This is a genomic window from Undibacterium sp. Ji22W (assembly GCF_049340305.1).
In the GTDB taxonomy this organism is placed as follows: domain Bacteria; phylum Pseudomonadota; class Gammaproteobacteria; order Burkholderiales; family Burkholderiaceae_D; genus Undibacterium.
In genome coordinates, this window is the sequence record NZ_JBMPOU010000003.1 from 1,153,688 (window position 1) to 1,168,730 (window position 15,043).

Genomic DNA, 15,043 nt, shown 5'->3' on the forward strand with positions numbered 1-15,043 from the left:
TGTCTGTCAGGTAGCTCAGGTAGAATTGCGGCAATTGAAAAAAATTGGTCAAATTGAATCGGATGTGCAGGAAAAGACTTGCCGAGTTCATGATCATGCATCTTGGAAAGTTGGCATTATTTTATGCATATTCATATTTTAGGTATTTGCGGCACCTTTATGGGCGGGCTAGCGGTATTGGCGAAACAGGCTGGGCATCAAGTAACCGGGTGTGATGCCAATGTATACCCGCCTATGAGCACGCAGTTGGAAGCGCAAGGTATTCAGCTGATCGAGGGTTTCGATCCGGCACAATTGGATTTGCAACCTGACTTATATGTCATTGGTAACGTGGTGTCACGCGGCAATCCCTTGATGGAAGCAATTTTGAATCGTGGCCTGCCTTATGTTTCAGGACCACAATGGATAGGTGAGCAACTTTTGCGTGACAAGTGGGTGTTGGCGGTCGCTGGTACGCATGGTAAAACGACAACTTCGTCAATGTTGGCATGGATCTTGGAGTATGCGGGTTATGCGCCCGGTTTCTTGATCGGCGGCGTACCGTTGAATTTTGGTATTTCTGCACGCCTCTCGGGAGAAACGGTCGAAGGTGTCGGCAAGAAATCCGATTTTTTCGTAATTGAAGCCGATGAATATGACACCGCTTTTTTTGATAAGCGTAGCAAATTTGTTCACTATCACGCAAAAACCGCGATCCTCAATAATCTGGAATTCGATCATGCGGATATTTTCCCGGACGTTGCCGCGATTGAAACGCAATTCCACCATTTAGTCCGTACCGTGCCTGGTATTGGTCGCCTGATTGTGAATGCAAAAGAGCAGACTCTAGAACGCGTCCTACAACGCGGTTGCTGGAGCGAGAAGGAATTTTTTAGTGATTATGCTTCAGACACCGCTTTCGACACTTCATGTGAGTGGTCGCTGAAATTAGGCGAATCTGAAGATTTTGAGGTGTATTTTAACGCTGAATTGCAAGGCACAGTACGCTGGAATTTAAATGGTGCACATAACCGTCTGAATGCTTTGGCGGCGATTGCCGCAGCACGTCATGTCGGTGTCGCACCAGCTACTGCGATTGCCGCTTTGTCTGAATTCATTAATGTTAAACGCCGCATGGAAGTGTGTGGCGAAGTTGCTGGGATTCAGGTAATTGATGATTTCGCGCATCATCCGACAGCGATTGCGACCACAGTTCAGGGTTTGCGTCGCAAAGTTGGCACTGCACGCATTTTGGCTGTGCTAGAACCGCGTTCGAATACCATGAAAATGGGTGCGGTTAAGCAGGCATTGCCCGTAAGTCTGGATGCGGCGGATCTGGTGTATGTGTATGGCGCACAAGGCGGTAAAGATGCGATTCATTGGGATTTAAGCGATACGTTTGCCGCCCTAGGCGCAAAAGCAAAGACATATCATCAACTGGATGCTTTAGTCAGCGACATCGTCAGCGAGGCGCAACCCGGAGACTCTATTCTGGTGATGAGTAATGGTGGTTTTGGCGGCGTGCATCAACTGTTACTTGACGCCCTTGCGCAGAAATTTCAGGTGCAGAGCCCTGAATAAATCGATTGATATGACAATGATTTTGTACTTGCATGGATTTCGCTCCTCACCCAGTTCGTTTAAAGCGCGCTTGCTGTCGCAGCATTTCGCGGAGATCGGACGCGCGCAAGAATTTGTTTGCCCGCAATTGCCAGCGTCGCCAGCTGAGGCGATCGCTTTGACGCAGCAATTAATTGATGAATATCGTGGAAATAACCTGGTTTTGATTGGTTCGTCTTTAGGGGGGTACTACGCGACTTATCTTGCAGAGCAAAATCACTGCAAGGCAGTATTGGTCAATCCAGCGGTTAAACCGCCGCGCGATTTGGAAAAATATGTCGGTGTGAGTACAGCATTTCACAGCGATGCGCCGTTTGAGTTTAAGCATGCGTATATCGCTGAACTAAAGCAATTGGCCATTGAAAAAATTACCCAGGCTGAGCGCTATTTTTTGATCGCGGCGACTGGTGATGAAGTTTTAAACTGGCGCGAAATGGTCGCACATTATCCGGCGGCGAAACAACTTGTGATCCAGGGGAGTGATCACGGTGTGAGTGAGTTTGCTGAATATATCGAGACTGTTATGGCGTTTTGTGATGCAGAATAGTTTATCACCAGAACGGTCTATGACGTTGACGCAGCAGAATTTAGCGAAGCGGTTACACCGACCAAGAGTCGCGCATTGGCATGCGCATATTAATGGCGTGCAGACCACGTCATTCATGGCAGATTGGCTGAGTAATCGTGCGTCGCTCACCGCACGCTTGATGGCGCATAGTCAACATTTTAGGGTTGAGCGTTTGTATCAGGGACGTTCGATGTGTTTGTCTGATGAGTTTGCTGAAATTGGCCTTTCTAAGCCACAGCAAGTGGTAGGGCGCGAAGTGTTGTTGCGTTGTGATGATGTGGCCGTCGTGTATGCGCATACCATCGTGCCGCTCACTGCGAACGCGCAAGAGTGGCCCTTATTCGCATCCTTGGGAAACCGTTCATTGGGCACAACTTTGTTCAATGATCCTATGGTGCGGCGAGGAGAATTGCAGTTTGCACGTTTGAGTTGGTCCCATCCTTTGATGCGCCGCATACAGCGTTGTGATTTGATTCAACACGGTATTGATGTCAGCCCTTCTTTGTTGGCGCGACGTTCAGTGTTTATACGCCACGGTGCAAAGTTATTGGTAACAGAAGTATTTTTGCCGACAATGCAGGATTTGCGTTTGGTAGTGCGCCCAAATTCCGTAGCGTCGCGGTAACGTAGAGACGTAAGTATTTTTAGAAGACAGACAGCATGAATTTATTTTTTGAAGAATCCGGTGATTTCAAGGCAGGTAGTGTTTTATCACAAGCAGGCGAAGCCTACCAGGTCGAACTTGCCAGTGGTAAGCGTTCGAAGGTGAAAGTGAAAGATGTTTTATTACAATTCACGACGCCGACGCCGCAAGAGTTGTTAGAGCAAGCCAAACAACAAGCTGCCGATATTGATTTGGAATTTCTATGGGAAGTGGCGGGTCAGGAAGAGTTTGGTTTTGCTGAATTGGGCACAGAATATTTTGGACATGCGCCGCAGCCGGTTGAAGCCGCAAGTTTGATTTACGCCTTGCATGGAGCGCCATTCTATTTTTATAAAAAAGGTCGTGGTCGTTATAAAGGCGCACCCGAAGCGGCGTTGAAGGCGGCCTTGGCGGGTATAGAAAAGAAGAAGCAACAAGCAATCATTCAAGCGGCATATGTCGAAGAATTGAAACAATTGCGATTGCCGGAACAATTCAAAAGTCTAGGTTTGCAATTACTGTTTAAACCGGACAAAAATAGCATTGAGTATAAAGCTTTAGTCGAAGCCTGCTCGGCATTACAGATGAATCCAGCGCGTTTGATGCTGGCGAGCGGTGGATTGAAAAACGCTAAAGATTTTCACCTGTCCAAATTTTTGCTTGAACATTTTCCAAAAGGCGCGGGCTTTCCACAAACGTCTCTCCCAAGTTTGCCACAGGATCTGCCAGTGGCGGATGTGCGTGCATTTTCAATTGATGATGTGACGACAACCGAGATCGATGATGCGTTTTCAATTACGCATATTGATGCAAATACTGTCAAAGTAGGTATACATATCGCCGCACCAACTCTAGGTATCCAGCGCAATGATGCTCTGGATATGATTGCGCGCGGTCGAATGTCGACGGTATATATGCCGGGCGATAAAATCACGATGTTGCCAGACGAATTGGTAGAGATTTATACCTTGGGCGAAGGACAAACGCGTCCTGCGGTTTCTTTGTATGTGACGGTCAATACTGAAGATTGGAGCATACTCAGCAGTGAGACCAAGGTGGAGGCAATTTTTATGTCTTCCAACCTCCGACATAATGAACTCGACACTTTGGTCACGGAAGAGAATTTGGCAATTGACGCCGGCGAGTACGCGCACAAGGCCGATATTTCTTTGTTATGGAAATGGGTGCAAGTGTTAGAAGCTGGGCGTATGGTCAAGCGTGAAAGTTTCGGCTTAAAGCCAGAGCAAACCAATCGCGTCGATTTTAATTTTTATGTGGAAGATGATGTGGTCAGCATCGTGCGCCGTAAGCGTGGTGCTCCACTAGATAAGATCGTTGCTGAGTTGATGATTTTAGCGAACAGTACCTGGGGTAAATTGCTGGCTGATCATGGTATTCCTGGTATTTATCGCGCACAGGGCGGTGGATCAGGTGGTTGGGCGGCCAAGATGCAAGTGCGCATGGTCACACACGCCGCTCCGCATCAAGGTTTGGGTGTCGATCAATATGCGTGGAGTACATCGCCATTACGTCGCTACACTGACTTAGTCAATCAATGGCAAATCATAGCGTGCGTCCAGCATGGTGTGACCGCTGCATTGGTCGCGCCTTTTAAACCAAAAGATGCCGACTTGTTTGCGATTGTCTCCGGCTTTGACGCGGCTTATGCAGCCTACGGAGACTTCCAGACGAATATGGAACGTTATTGGTGTTTGCGCTGGTTAGGACAGGAAGATCGTCATCAGGTTGATGCTGTTGTATTAAAAGATGAAGTCTTGCGTTTGTTAGAAATCCCTTTGATTATTCGTTTGCCCGGCATGCCGCAAATGGCGCGCGGAGCGCAAGTCAGACTCGAAGTTATCCGTTGGGATGAATTGGATCTCAGTATCGAAGTGCGTTTGCTGGAAATGCTGACGACCTTGACCGAAGAAGATTTGGAAGACGCACCTGAAGATGAAGTCGAGAGCCTTGCAGATGTTTCCGCTCAAGCCGAGGTGTCTGCAGAAATAATCGAAGGTGCAGAACATTTGCCTTTGCAAGAGTCGAACTCGGTCGCAGAACTTGTTGAAAACGATCAGCAGGAATCAGGCGACGTCGCTTAAAGTCGAATAGAAAAAGCAGCATGGGATTTGATTTGTGAAAATAATTCTCGATAATTTAATTTTGAGCGCAGCCGTGATTGTTTCGGTGCTCTTTCACGCCATCGTGCTGATGGTGCATTTTGTGATGCCAAAAGCTGAACCAGTCGCGGCGGAAGATCCTGGGTTGGAAATCATTTTGGTCAACGCAAAACACGCCAAACGTCCCATGCAGGCGCAAGCATTAGCGCAAGTTAATTTGGATGGCGGTGGTGCGAACGACGAAGGTCGTGCCAAATCGCCGTTGCCGGATATGCGCAGAACCGAAGATGGCGACAGTGTTTTGGTCGCGCAGAGAAAGATTCAAGAGCTGGAAGAGCGCCAACGTCAATTGATCGATCAAGTGCGGAATGAAACGCGTTTTAAATCGCAGCGTATCCTCGATAAAAAACAGCTGGAAGATAATCTACAGGCTGAAAATGGACGTGATCAGATCGACAGCAATAAAGCATTGGCGCGTTCGATAGCAGAAATTTCACAAGCCATAGAAGATCAAAACAAACGCCCCCGCAAAACGTTTTTGTCACCGAGTACACAAGCAGTAGGGCACGCAATTTACTACAAATCTTTGCAGAAAAAAGTGGAGGAAGTCGGTACGATTAATTTTCCTCAGGTGAATGGGAAAAAATTATACGGTGAAGTGATCATCTATATTCCGATTTTTCAAGATGGCACAATTTATGAAAAAGGTGGTGGTCCGAAAATTGAAAGGAGCTCGGGCAATGCTGCTTTAGATAGTGCAGCTTTGAAAATTATTCGCAAGGCCGCACCCTTTGGTAATTTTCCACCGAATATGCGTTCAAAAGATAAAGACGACATTTGGATCGTGATCACGCGTTTTAAATTTACGCGGGAGCAGCAATTGGAGACGGAGATGCGCGGAGGTCAGCAATGAGTGTTTTGACAACGACCAACATCGATCATTATTGCGTCTTTGGAAATCCAATCCATCACAGTAAATCACCGTTAATACATGCGATGTTCGCGGAACAAACCGGACAAGTGATCGACTACCAAACGAGGCTGGCACCACTTGATGGTTTTGTAGAAACGGTGCGGATGTTTATCGCAGAGGGGGGGCGAGGTGCGAATGTGACAGTGCCTTTTAAATTGGAAGCCTTCACTTTAGCAAATCAATTGAGTCAGCGCGCACAGATGGCCGGCGCGGTGAACACCTTAAGTTTTGTCGATGGAAAAATCATTGCCGATAATACCGATGGCATAGGATTGGTGCGCGATATCACGCAAAATGCCGCAACACCATTGCGCGGCAAGCGTGTATTGTTGCTTGGTGCTGGCGGCGCTGCACGCGGTGCTTTATTGCCTCTGCTGCAGGAGCAACCCGCTTTATTGACGATAGCGAATCGCACTTTGTCTAAAGCACAGGAATTGCAGAATGTGGCGCAGGCCTTGTCGTTCGCCGATGTTGTCGCTAAATCCTGGCAGCAACTTGATGAAGCGTCAAAGCAGAGTTTTGATGTGATTATTAATGCTACTTCCGCCAGCTTACAAAGTGAAGTGCCACCGATCCCAGCGCACGTTTTTGCTTCAACTAGTTTGGCCTATGACATGATGTATGGCGATACCGTCACGAGTTTCAATCGGTATGCACAGCAATGCGGTGCCAAGACCCGTGATGGTTTGGGTATGTTGATTGAGCAAGCGGCAGAAGCCTTTTTTATCTGGCGCGGCGTGCGGCCAGATACGACTAGAGTGTTGGCGCATTTTCGAACAAAAGGGAGTGTTTGAGGATGAAATTGAAGCGTATTTTATTCTGGCTAATTGTCATACCCTTAGGACTTTTCATATTGCTGCAATTGTATTTCTTGTTGCAGATAGTCTGGTGGCGTAGCTTCAATCCCGAATCTACCAGTTTTATGCGACAACAAGAAGCCATCTTGCAAGCCAAGGATCCTAAATTTGTGCTGAAGCATCAGTGGGTGAGTTACTCGAAAATTTCAAAAAATCTGAAACGTGCGGTGATTGCCTCAGAAGATGATGGATTCTCGGAGCACGATGGCGTAGATTGGGAGGCGATGCAAAAAGCCTTCGAGAAAAATAAGAAAAAAGGCAAAGTCGTGTCGGGCGGCTCGACTATCACTCAGCAGTTGGCGAAGAATTTGTTCTTATCAGGTGAGCGCAGTTACTATCGTAAAGGGCAGGAACTGATCATTACATACATGCTAGAGATGTGTATGGACAAAGAGCGTATCTTTGAAATCTATCTGAATTCGGTGGAGTGGGGCATCGGCATTTTTGGCGCAGAAGCTGCGGCACGACATTATTATGGGATCAGTGCTGCCGCTTTATCACCGATGCAAGCCGCCCGTTTAGCGGTGATGCTACCCAAGCCAAGGTATTATGATAAGAATACAAGCTCAGGCTATTTGCAAAAACGCAGTGAAATTATTTTACGTCGCATGAACTCTTCGGAGTTACCGTAGCGATTAAGGATTGAACATGATCAATGTATTCGTATTGCACAATGGACGTTTGAGTCAGATCCATATCGAAAGCCGTGAAGACTTAGAAAATACTTTGCCGGTCTGGGTGGATTTGACCGATCCTAACGAAGAAGAACGCGAATGGGTTAAAGGTATTTATGGCGTGACCCTGCCTGGTGAAGATGAAGTTAAAGACATCGAAGCATCGGCACGTTATTACGAGGCAGATAATGGCGACTTGCATTTACGTACCGATTTTCTGATTGATGATGACGACGACGATGAGCCAGCGCGCACCGTTACGGTCGCGTTCATTTTGGCGCGTGAAATTTTGTTTTCAGTACATACCGTGGATTTACCAGTATTTCGTTTAGTCAGAATGCGGGCACGTTCTCGGCCCGGTTCGATTGCCGACTACAAAGACGTGTTAATGGATTTGTATGCGACCGATGCTGAGTATTCTGCAGATGCCTTGGAAGGTATTTACCAAAATCTGGAAGAGGTCAGTCGTGCCGTCTTGCAAAAAGATTTTTCAGATCAGGATGCGGCAGTTGCCTTGAACGCGATTGCGCAAGAGGAAGATTTGAATGGTCGTATCCGCCGTAACATGATGGATACGCGGCGTGCGGTCAGCTTCTTGATGCGTGGCAGATTGTTAAATGCAGAACAGTTTGAAGAAGCGCGTCAGATTTTGCGTGATATCGAATCACTCGATGGTCATACTTCGTTCTTATTTGACAAAATCAACTTTTTGATGGATGCGACGGTCGGCTTTATTAATATTAACCAGAACAAGATTATTAAGATATTCTCGGTCGCTTCGGTTGCTTTTTTGCCGCCAACCTTGATTGCGAGTATTTATGGGATGAACTTCAAAGTGTGGTTTCCGGAATTGGAATGGAGCTTGGGCTATCCGTTTGCCTTGGGTTTGATGCTAGTTTCCGCCATCACGCCTTTTTGGTATTTTAAACATCGGGGCTGGTTGAAATAATTTTGAAACGATCTAACTTTGGTGTATGTTTGTTAATAATTGTAAATATCAACTGCTTAGTATTAATATTCCTTTCGAGAAAATTATTGCTATTGTAAAATCAACCAGATCAGTTTTCGCCATAGCTCATGCTTAGTTTGCGATTAAATGAACTGATGCGCTCTATGTGATGTCTGTGACTCCCAAAGTGAGAGTTCAAAGGCATTGAATGAGCTTTATGTATTCCTGAATTGTCCACGATGGCGGCCAACGAATGACTCAGCACGACAGCGTAACTTCAAAATCAGAACAAGCAACAAGTGGGATCGGTTTCGGCTCGGGAATCCGAGAAGATCTCTTGCACCGCGATCCTTTGCTCGATTGTCTCGTAGAGCTGACCAGAATTCACGGCAGGCCGAGTACGCGTGCTGCATTGACTGCCGGTTTGCCTTTGCCCGCTGCTGGACTGACTCCCTCACTTTTTGCCAGAGCCGCAGCACATGCCGGTTTTTCAGCAAAAGTGGTTCGCCGTGATTTACTCAAAATTGATGCGGCGTTGATGCCAGTAATTTTGTTGTTGAAAAATAACGAAGCCTGTCTATTGCAAAGTTGGAGCAGTGATGGTGCTCGGGCGCAATTGTTGATGCCTGATTCCGGTCAAGGCGCGGTAAGCATGAGTGTGGAAGAATTAACTACGCGTTACACCGGTGTTGCAATCTTCTCGCGACCGCATTTTCGTTTTGACCGCCGTACGCCGCCTCTCGTCGCAGTTCCTCAACGCCATTGGTTCTGGGGTGCAGTTTTAGAGCAGAGTCCTATCTTCAAAGACATTCTGGCTGCTGCCCTATTAATTAATTTGTTTGCCCTAGCGATGCCCCTGTTCACGATGAACGTTTATGATCGTGTGGTGCCAAATTTTGCATTGCAGACTTTATGGGTGTTTGCTGGCGGTATTAGTTTGGTTTTGTTGCTGGACTATGCTGTTCGTGTCTTGCGCGGTCACTTCATTAATTTGGTAAGTAATCGTATTGACTTAAAATTATCCGGCTTGATTATGGAACGGGTCTTGGGTATGCGTATGTCCGAACGCCCTGCATCGGTCGGTGCATTCGCCTCGAATTTGCGTTCATTTGAAGCGGTACGCGACTTTATTGCGTCAGCGACTGTGACAGCGCTAATTGACTTACCTTTCGCGATTTTGTTTTTGTTTGCTTTAGTGTGGATTGCCTGGCCTATCGCACTCTTACCGATCATTGGCATCATTTTGGTGGTGATTTACAGCTATATGGTTCAGCACAAAATGCGTGAATTGTCCGAGACGACCTTCCGCGCTGCCGCTCTGCGTAATTCAACTCTGGTTGAAAGTTTGACGGCTTTAGAAACGATTAAGGCACATGGCGCTGAGAGTCAGATGCAAGCTAAGTGGGAAAAGACTACCGCTTTTTTGGCGAAAGTGAACTCTGAATTAAAGTTGTTATCGTCATCAAGTATTAATGGCGCGTCGACAATTCAACAATTGGTGAACGTAGCGGTAGTCATCGCTGGTGTGTATTTGATTCAAGAAAAAATGATGTCGATGGGTGGCTTGATTGCCTCTACCATGTTAGCGGGTCGAGCGATGGCACCAGTATCGCAAGTGGTCGGTTTGATGTTGCAGTTTGAAGGTGCGAAAAATTCCTTGGCGTCGCTAGAAAAAATCATGGCAACGCCGACTGAACGTAGTGATGAAACTGCGTTTGTGCATAGACCTGAAATTAAAGGTCAGATCGAATTCCGGAATGTGCATTTTAGTTATCCAGGTCGCACCGAAGAAGCTTTGCGTGGCATTAGCTTTAAGATTTCTCAAGGCGAACATGTTGTCATTATTGGTCGCATAGGTTCGGGAAAAACGACATTAGAAAAACTGATATTGGGTTTGTATGCGCCAACCAAGGGTGCCGTTCTGCTTGATGATGTGGATTTGCGTCAACTTGATCCCGCCGATTTACGGCGTAATCTAGGCTATGTCGAACAAGATTCCATGCTGTTCTATGGCACCTTGCGCGAAAATATTACGATTCGTGCGCCTTATGCTGATGATAGAGCGGTGGTAGCTGCGGCCGAGTTAGCAGGTTTGACTGAATTTGTGAATAGTCATCCTGAAGGCTTTGATATGCAAATCAGTGAACGTGGCGAATCGATCTCAGGTGGTCAACGACAAAGTATCGCGATTGCTCGTGCCGCCTTGTTAGATCCGCCGGTATTGTTGTTGGATGAGCCTACCAGTGCCATGGATTATCCATCCGAAGCGCAATTTAAGGACAGAATTGGTCGCTATGGTAAACATAAGACCATGATTATTGTCACGCACCGTCCCAGCTTGATGGATCTGGCGAGCCGCATCATCGTCGTCGATCACGGTACGATCGTAGCGGATGGGCCGCGTGATCAGGTGATGCATGCCTTGCAGACCGGACAAATAGGAAAAGCTAAATTATGAAATTCTGGCAGCGCTTTGGCTTAGGCTTAGTCTCGCTTCTGGAAAAGTTGCGTCTACGCCTTGGCATGACACCGGGTGGTTGGCTACAACGATGGCGAGATGATGTTAGTCTGCCTGAGTCAGATTTTATGGTCGATGCGGATAGTATTATTGCGCAGCAAGAGCCATTGCGCGCCCGTGTGCTGCTACATGCCGTTTTGGTGTTTTGTATCTTGTTCGTTGTATGGTCCGCTTTTGTCCACGTCGATGAGATTACGAAAGGTGAGGGCAAAGTAATTCCTTCGCAGCAGTTACAGGTTTATCCAAGTCTGGATGGCGGGATTGTGACTGATATTTTGGTGAAAGAAGGGCAGATAGTAAATGAAGGGCAGATTTTGCTTCAGATCGATCCGACTCGTTTTGAATCGTCAGTCAACGAAAATCGCTCGCTCTATTTGTCCTTGACTGCAAAAGCGGCGCGTCTGCGGGCAATTGGTGAAGGTAAGGCATTCGTACCGCCACCCGAAGTGGTCACCGAAGATCCCAAAACTGCTCAAGAAGAACAGAAGTTGTATGAAACCGCAACATCTGAATTGAATGCCCAGGTCTCGATCGCCAAACAGCAGTATGAACAGCGTAGCCAGGAGCAAGCAGAGGGTATCGCCCGCCAGAAACAGGCGTCCAACGCCTATGAATCGAGCTTGAAAGAATTAACGGTTACCAGACCATTATTAAGTACCGGAGCGGTTTCAGAGGTTGAACTCTTGAGGTTAGAGCGAGACGTGTCGCGTTTTAAGGGGGAGCGCGATGTTGCAACCGCGCAAATTGCGCGTTCAGGTGCTGCTATGAATGAGGCTAGCCGAAAGATCCAAGAAGTGGAATTGGCTGTGCGAAATAGTGCGAGTAAAGAATTGTCTGAAACGATGGCACGTTTGAATTCTTTAATACAGAGCGGCACCGGTCTCGCAGACAAAGTAAAGCAGTCGGCGATTCGTTCGCAAGTACGTGGTACTGTAAAGCGTTTATTGGTGAACACAGTTGGCGGTGTGGTACAGCCGGGGCGAGATGTCGTTGAAGTTGTGCCTAGCGATGGGAAATTAATTTTAGAAGCGAAAGTTGCACCAAAAGATATCGCCTTTCTTGTTCCAGGACAGAAAGCGGTGGTCAAGTTTTCTGCTTACGATTTTGCGACTTACGGTGGTCTTGAGGCAAAACTTGAACATATCGGTGCTGATTCAGTGACTGATGAGAGAGGTAATACGTTTTATACCGTACGTGTTACGACCGATAAAGCTACCCTAGAAGGCGGTCAACCGATTATTCCCGGGATGGTTGCTGAAGTCGATATTATTACCGGTAAGAAAACCATACTTTCCTATATGCTAAAACCTGTTTTGCGTGCAAAGCAGGCGGCATTTACTGAGCGCTAGGTGATGAAATTGTTTGATCAAAACTGCCTGACGGCACACTTTTTCTGCTCTGAATCAATGGATGTCCCGATTTCTTTAAAGAAAGCATTTCCCTCGGCCCGGCCAGTTAGATTGTCAGAATTATCTGCATCTGAATTGTCGCGCGGGTCCAAAACCTTAGTGTGGCTACATCTGCATGATAGACAAACTATCGCCCAGCAAGTATCTGCACTAAAAGCCGTCACACCGCACGCGTTAATTGTTGTTATGAGCGATATTCCGAATGATCTGGAAGCCTTGGCGGCTTTTTCCATGATGGCAAAAGCGTACAGCAACACGCATGCGGGAGCCGAGGTTTTACTGAATATTGCGAGTGTGATAGAGCAAGGAGGCATTTGGATCGGCGAATCCATTATGCAAAAACTCCTGGGTAATAGTGCTCCCGAAGAGCTTAAATTGGAAAAAGCACTTGGACAGTGGGCAAGCCTTTTAACAGGCCGTGAACTTGAAGTGGCAAAGGCGATTGCAATAGGCTTAAGTAATAAAGAAATTGCTACTAAAATGAGTATTACCGAGCGAACGGTGAAGGCGCATGTCGGTGCTGTTTTAGATAAATTGCATTTAAAGAATCGTTTGCAACTTGCCTTACTTGTAAAAGATAGTTAAAAAGATGTTTTCTAGTACCTAGGTACAATTATCCTAGGGAAATAGATTTGTTAGAGTCTGGATATTCACTTTATCCGTCTGGAGACTCATAATGGCAAATTCGACAAATATTATTGGCAAAGTAGTTGCACTTCAAGGCCAAGCTATCATCAAGTCTCCCGATGGTAAGCAACATCAACTAAAAGTCGGCGACGTCGTCTATGAAAAAGACGTGATTATTGCCGCGCCTGGTGCTCAGGTTGAACTTGCTTTTGATTCCGGTCATAACTATTTGATCCGTCAAAACGAAACGGTCACGCTGGATGCGACCGTTTTTGCGCCAAACCAATCGGAAATCGCCAGTGCTGCGCTTTTGCCAGCCGATGCGTCTCCACAAAATGTTACCAATGCCGTCATAGGTGAAAATAGCCTGGATAAATTGCTGGAAGAAACCGCTGCTGGTCTAGGTGGTGGTGATGCTGGCGATGGAAATGGTTTTGTTCGGGTCGAGCGAATCGCAGAAAATGTGACCCCGATTTCTGCTAATACTGAGGTTACTACTGAAGCGCAGCCTTTTGCTCCCACGCCTGCTAATTCAGCTCAACAAACCGGTTCTACAGAGGTGCTCTCTGTCACTGCAGCCTCCGGTGCTGAAGGCCGTGCTCAGGAATTTTTGGTGAATTTGAGTGGTAATAATTTAGCACCCGCAGCCCTTAACTTGACTTTGTTGTCTGGTTCTGCCGTTATTGGGACTGATATTTCTACCCAGCTAGTTTCGGTTGATGGAGGACTGACTTTTACACCGTTAAGCGGCAGCGTCTTGGTTCCAGCTGGCGTGACTAGCGTGATTGTTCGTGTGGTGGCTGTAAATGATGGTGTGATTGAAGGAACTGAATCATTTTCTCTTTCAGCCAGCACCTCAACAAATACTTCTAATGTGATTGCGCAAGGCACTATTTTGGATGGCGCTGTGCCATCGATCAGCATTAATGGTCCTATCAGTGTCAATGAGGCTGCTGGCACGGTTAGTTTTACAGTTGTCTTGAGCGAAGCGAGCCCAGCATCTGTTTTGGTGAATTTTAATACTGCCAATGGTTCTGCAGTCGCTGGTAGTGATTTCACTGCTACGAGTGGAAGTGTGACCTTCGCGCCTGGAGAAACCAGTAAAACAATTACAGTGAATATTGCTGACGATCGCATATTTGAAGGTAGTGAAGTCTTTCAGGTGAATTTGTCTACACCCACCAATGCGACTCTGGGAAATAGCAGCGCCTCTATTGCTATTCGTGACGATGGGTCTGGCACTGGCGGCTTGGACGATGACAGACTGGTGGTTGCTAGTGTTTCTAGCCCAAGCGCTGGCGAAGGACAAAGCCTGATTTTCACGGTTAACTTAAGTGGTACTAGTACTACTGCGACTCCAGTTGCGGTGGCGTTTTCCGCGAACACTGCAGCTTTAGGAATCGATACTGGCGCACAGGAATTCTCTGTTGATGGCGGCGTGACTTGGACCGTTCTTGGTGCCAATGTGAGTGTGCCAGCTGGAGCAAGTACATTTTTGGTGCGTATTCTGACCATTGCTGACGGTCTGTTAGAAGGAAACGAGACTATTAATTTGGCGGCCAATACGCCACAGAATGCGAGTCCCGTCGTGGGACTGGGTACGATTGTTGATGCTGCAGTTCCCGCAGTAAGTATTAGTGGTCCAGCTGAGGTGAATGAGACTACTGGTACTGCAACCTATACGATTACTCTGAGCGGCACTAGCGTCGCGCCGATTAGTGTGAGCTATGGCACCACAAACGGTACTGCCATATCCGGCACCGATTTCCTTGCATCCAATGGAATTGTCAACTTTGCGCCGGGTGAAACGAGTAAAACAGTGACTGTCGCAATTAATAGTGACACCGTTTTTGAAGGGCGTGAGAATTTCCAGATTAATCTTTCATCTCCAACAAATGCCATTTTGGGTAGCAGCAGCATAACCACAGCTATTCAAGATCAGGCATTGACAGTGGTCGGCGTTTCTAGTCCGACCGCAGGTGAAGGTGGTAATTTAGTCTTTAGTGTCACCTTGAGCGGCACCAGCACGACAGCGACGACAGTGAACGTGACGCCATCTTCTGGTTCTGCAGTATTGGGAACTGACACAGGCGTACAACAAGTCTC

12 protein-coding genes are annotated in these 15,043 nt (G+C 47.1%); all 12 read left to right on the forward strand.

The window, feature by feature from the left end; genetic code table 11:
- Nucleotides 1–123: 123 nt before the first annotated feature.
- Nucleotides 124–1,560, forward strand: coding sequence for a UDP-N-acetylmuramate:L-alanyl-gamma-D-glutamyl-meso-diaminopimelate ligase (gene mpl / locus ACO0KW_RS17525; RefSeq protein WP_423054649.1), 1,437 nt, complete (start codon nt 124–126; stop codon nt 1,558–1,560).
- Between the two features lie 16 nt (nt 1,561–1,576).
- A complete protein-coding gene (locus ACO0KW_RS17530) occupies nt 1,577–2,146 on the forward strand; it encodes a YqiA/YcfP family alpha/beta fold hydrolase (RefSeq protein WP_423054650.1) in 570 nt (189 codons plus the stop codon).
- Nucleotides 2,136–2,792, forward strand: a complete 657-nt coding sequence (locus tag ACO0KW_RS17535) for a chorismate--pyruvate lyase family protein (protein ID WP_423054651.1) — start codon at nt 2,136–2,138, stop codon at nt 2,790–2,792. Before ACO0KW_RS17530 ends, ACO0KW_RS17535 begins: the two co-directional genes overlap by 11 nt.
- A gap of 35 nt (nt 2,793–2,827) precedes the next feature.
- Nucleotides 2,828–4,912 carry an RNB domain-containing ribonuclease gene (locus ACO0KW_RS17540; RefSeq protein WP_423054652.1) on the forward strand — a complete coding sequence of 695 codons (2,085 nt, stop codon included), beginning with the start codon at nt 2,828–2,830 and terminating at the stop codon, nt 4,910–4,912.
- A 34-nt stretch (nt 4,913–4,946) separates the two neighbouring features.
- Entirely contained in the window at nt 4,947–5,843 is an 897-nt protein-coding gene (locus tag ACO0KW_RS17545) for an energy transducer TonB family protein (protein ID WP_423054653.1), read from the forward strand.
- The gene (aroE, locus tag ACO0KW_RS17550) at nt 5,840–6,697 is read left to right on the forward strand and encodes a shikimate dehydrogenase (protein WP_423054654.1); all 858 of its coding nucleotides are present in this window, start codon (nt 5,840–5,842) and stop codon (nt 6,695–6,697) included. Before ACO0KW_RS17545 ends, aroE begins: the two co-directional genes overlap by 4 nt.
- Nucleotides 6,698–6,699: 2 nt before the next feature.
- Entirely contained in the window at nt 6,700–7,392 is a 693-nt protein-coding gene (gene mtgA / locus ACO0KW_RS17555; protein ID WP_423054655.1) for a monofunctional biosynthetic peptidoglycan transglycosylase, read from the forward strand.
- 16 nt (nt 7,393–7,408) lie between these two features.
- Complete coding sequence (gene corA / locus ACO0KW_RS17560; RefSeq protein ID WP_423054656.1) at nt 7,409–8,383, forward strand: magnesium/cobalt transporter CorA; 975 nt, start codon at nt 7,409–7,411, stop codon at nt 8,381–8,383.
- A gap of 253 nt (nt 8,384–8,636) precedes the next feature.
- On the forward strand, nt 8,637–10,841 hold the full coding sequence (locus ACO0KW_RS17565) for a type I secretion system permease/ATPase (RefSeq protein ID WP_423054657.1): 2,205 nt from the start codon (nt 8,637–8,639) through the stop codon (nt 10,839–10,841).
- Nucleotides 10,838–12,250, forward strand: a complete 1,413-nt coding sequence (locus ACO0KW_RS17570; RefSeq protein WP_423054658.1) for an HlyD family type I secretion periplasmic adaptor subunit — start codon at nt 10,838–10,840, stop codon at nt 12,248–12,250. The genes ACO0KW_RS17565 and ACO0KW_RS17570 overlap by 4 nt, the downstream gene beginning before the upstream one ends.
- A 3-nt stretch (nt 12,251–12,253) precedes the next feature.
- Complete coding sequence (locus ACO0KW_RS17575) at nt 12,254–12,895, forward strand: response regulator transcription factor (RefSeq protein ID WP_423054659.1); 642 nt, start codon at nt 12,254–12,256, stop codon at nt 12,893–12,895.
- Nucleotides 12,896–12,986: 91 nt separating this feature from the next.
- Nucleotides 12,987–15,043, forward strand: a 2,057-nt coding sequence (locus tag ACO0KW_RS17580; protein WP_423054660.1) for a retention module-containing protein, incomplete at its 3' end; no start/stop codon positions are given.

Coding starts and splice junctions, on each gene's coding strand:
- mpl (WP_423054649.1), top strand. CDS start 124: ATGCATATTCATATTTTAGGTATTTGCGGCACCTTTATGGGCGGGCTA.
- ACO0KW_RS17530 (WP_423054650.1), top strand. CDS start 1,577: ATGATTTTGTACTTGCATGGATTTCGCTCCTCACCCAGTTCGTTTAAA.
- ACO0KW_RS17535 (WP_423054651.1), top strand. CDS start 2,136: ATGCAGAATAGTTTATCACCAGAACGGTCTATGACGTTGACGCAGCAG.
- ACO0KW_RS17540 (WP_423054652.1), top strand. CDS start 2,828: ATGAATTTATTTTTTGAAGAATCCGGTGATTTCAAGGCAGGTAGTGTT.
- aroE (WP_423054654.1), top strand. CDS start 5,840: ATGAGTGTTTTGACAACGACCAACATCGATCATTATTGCGTCTTTGGA.
- mtgA (WP_423054655.1), top strand. CDS start 6,700: ATGAAATTGAAGCGTATTTTATTCTGGCTAATTGTCATACCCTTAGGA.
- corA (WP_423054656.1), top strand. CDS start 7,409: ATGATCAATGTATTCGTATTGCACAATGGACGTTTGAGTCAGATCCAT.
- ACO0KW_RS17565 (WP_423054657.1), top strand. CDS start 8,637: ATGACTCAGCACGACAGCGTAACTTCAAAATCAGAACAAGCAACAAGT.
- ACO0KW_RS17570 (WP_423054658.1), top strand. CDS start 10,838: ATGAAATTCTGGCAGCGCTTTGGCTTAGGCTTAGTCTCGCTTCTGGAA.
- ACO0KW_RS17575 (WP_423054659.1), top strand. CDS start 12,254: ATGAAATTGTTTGATCAAAACTGCCTGACGGCACACTTTTTCTGCTCT.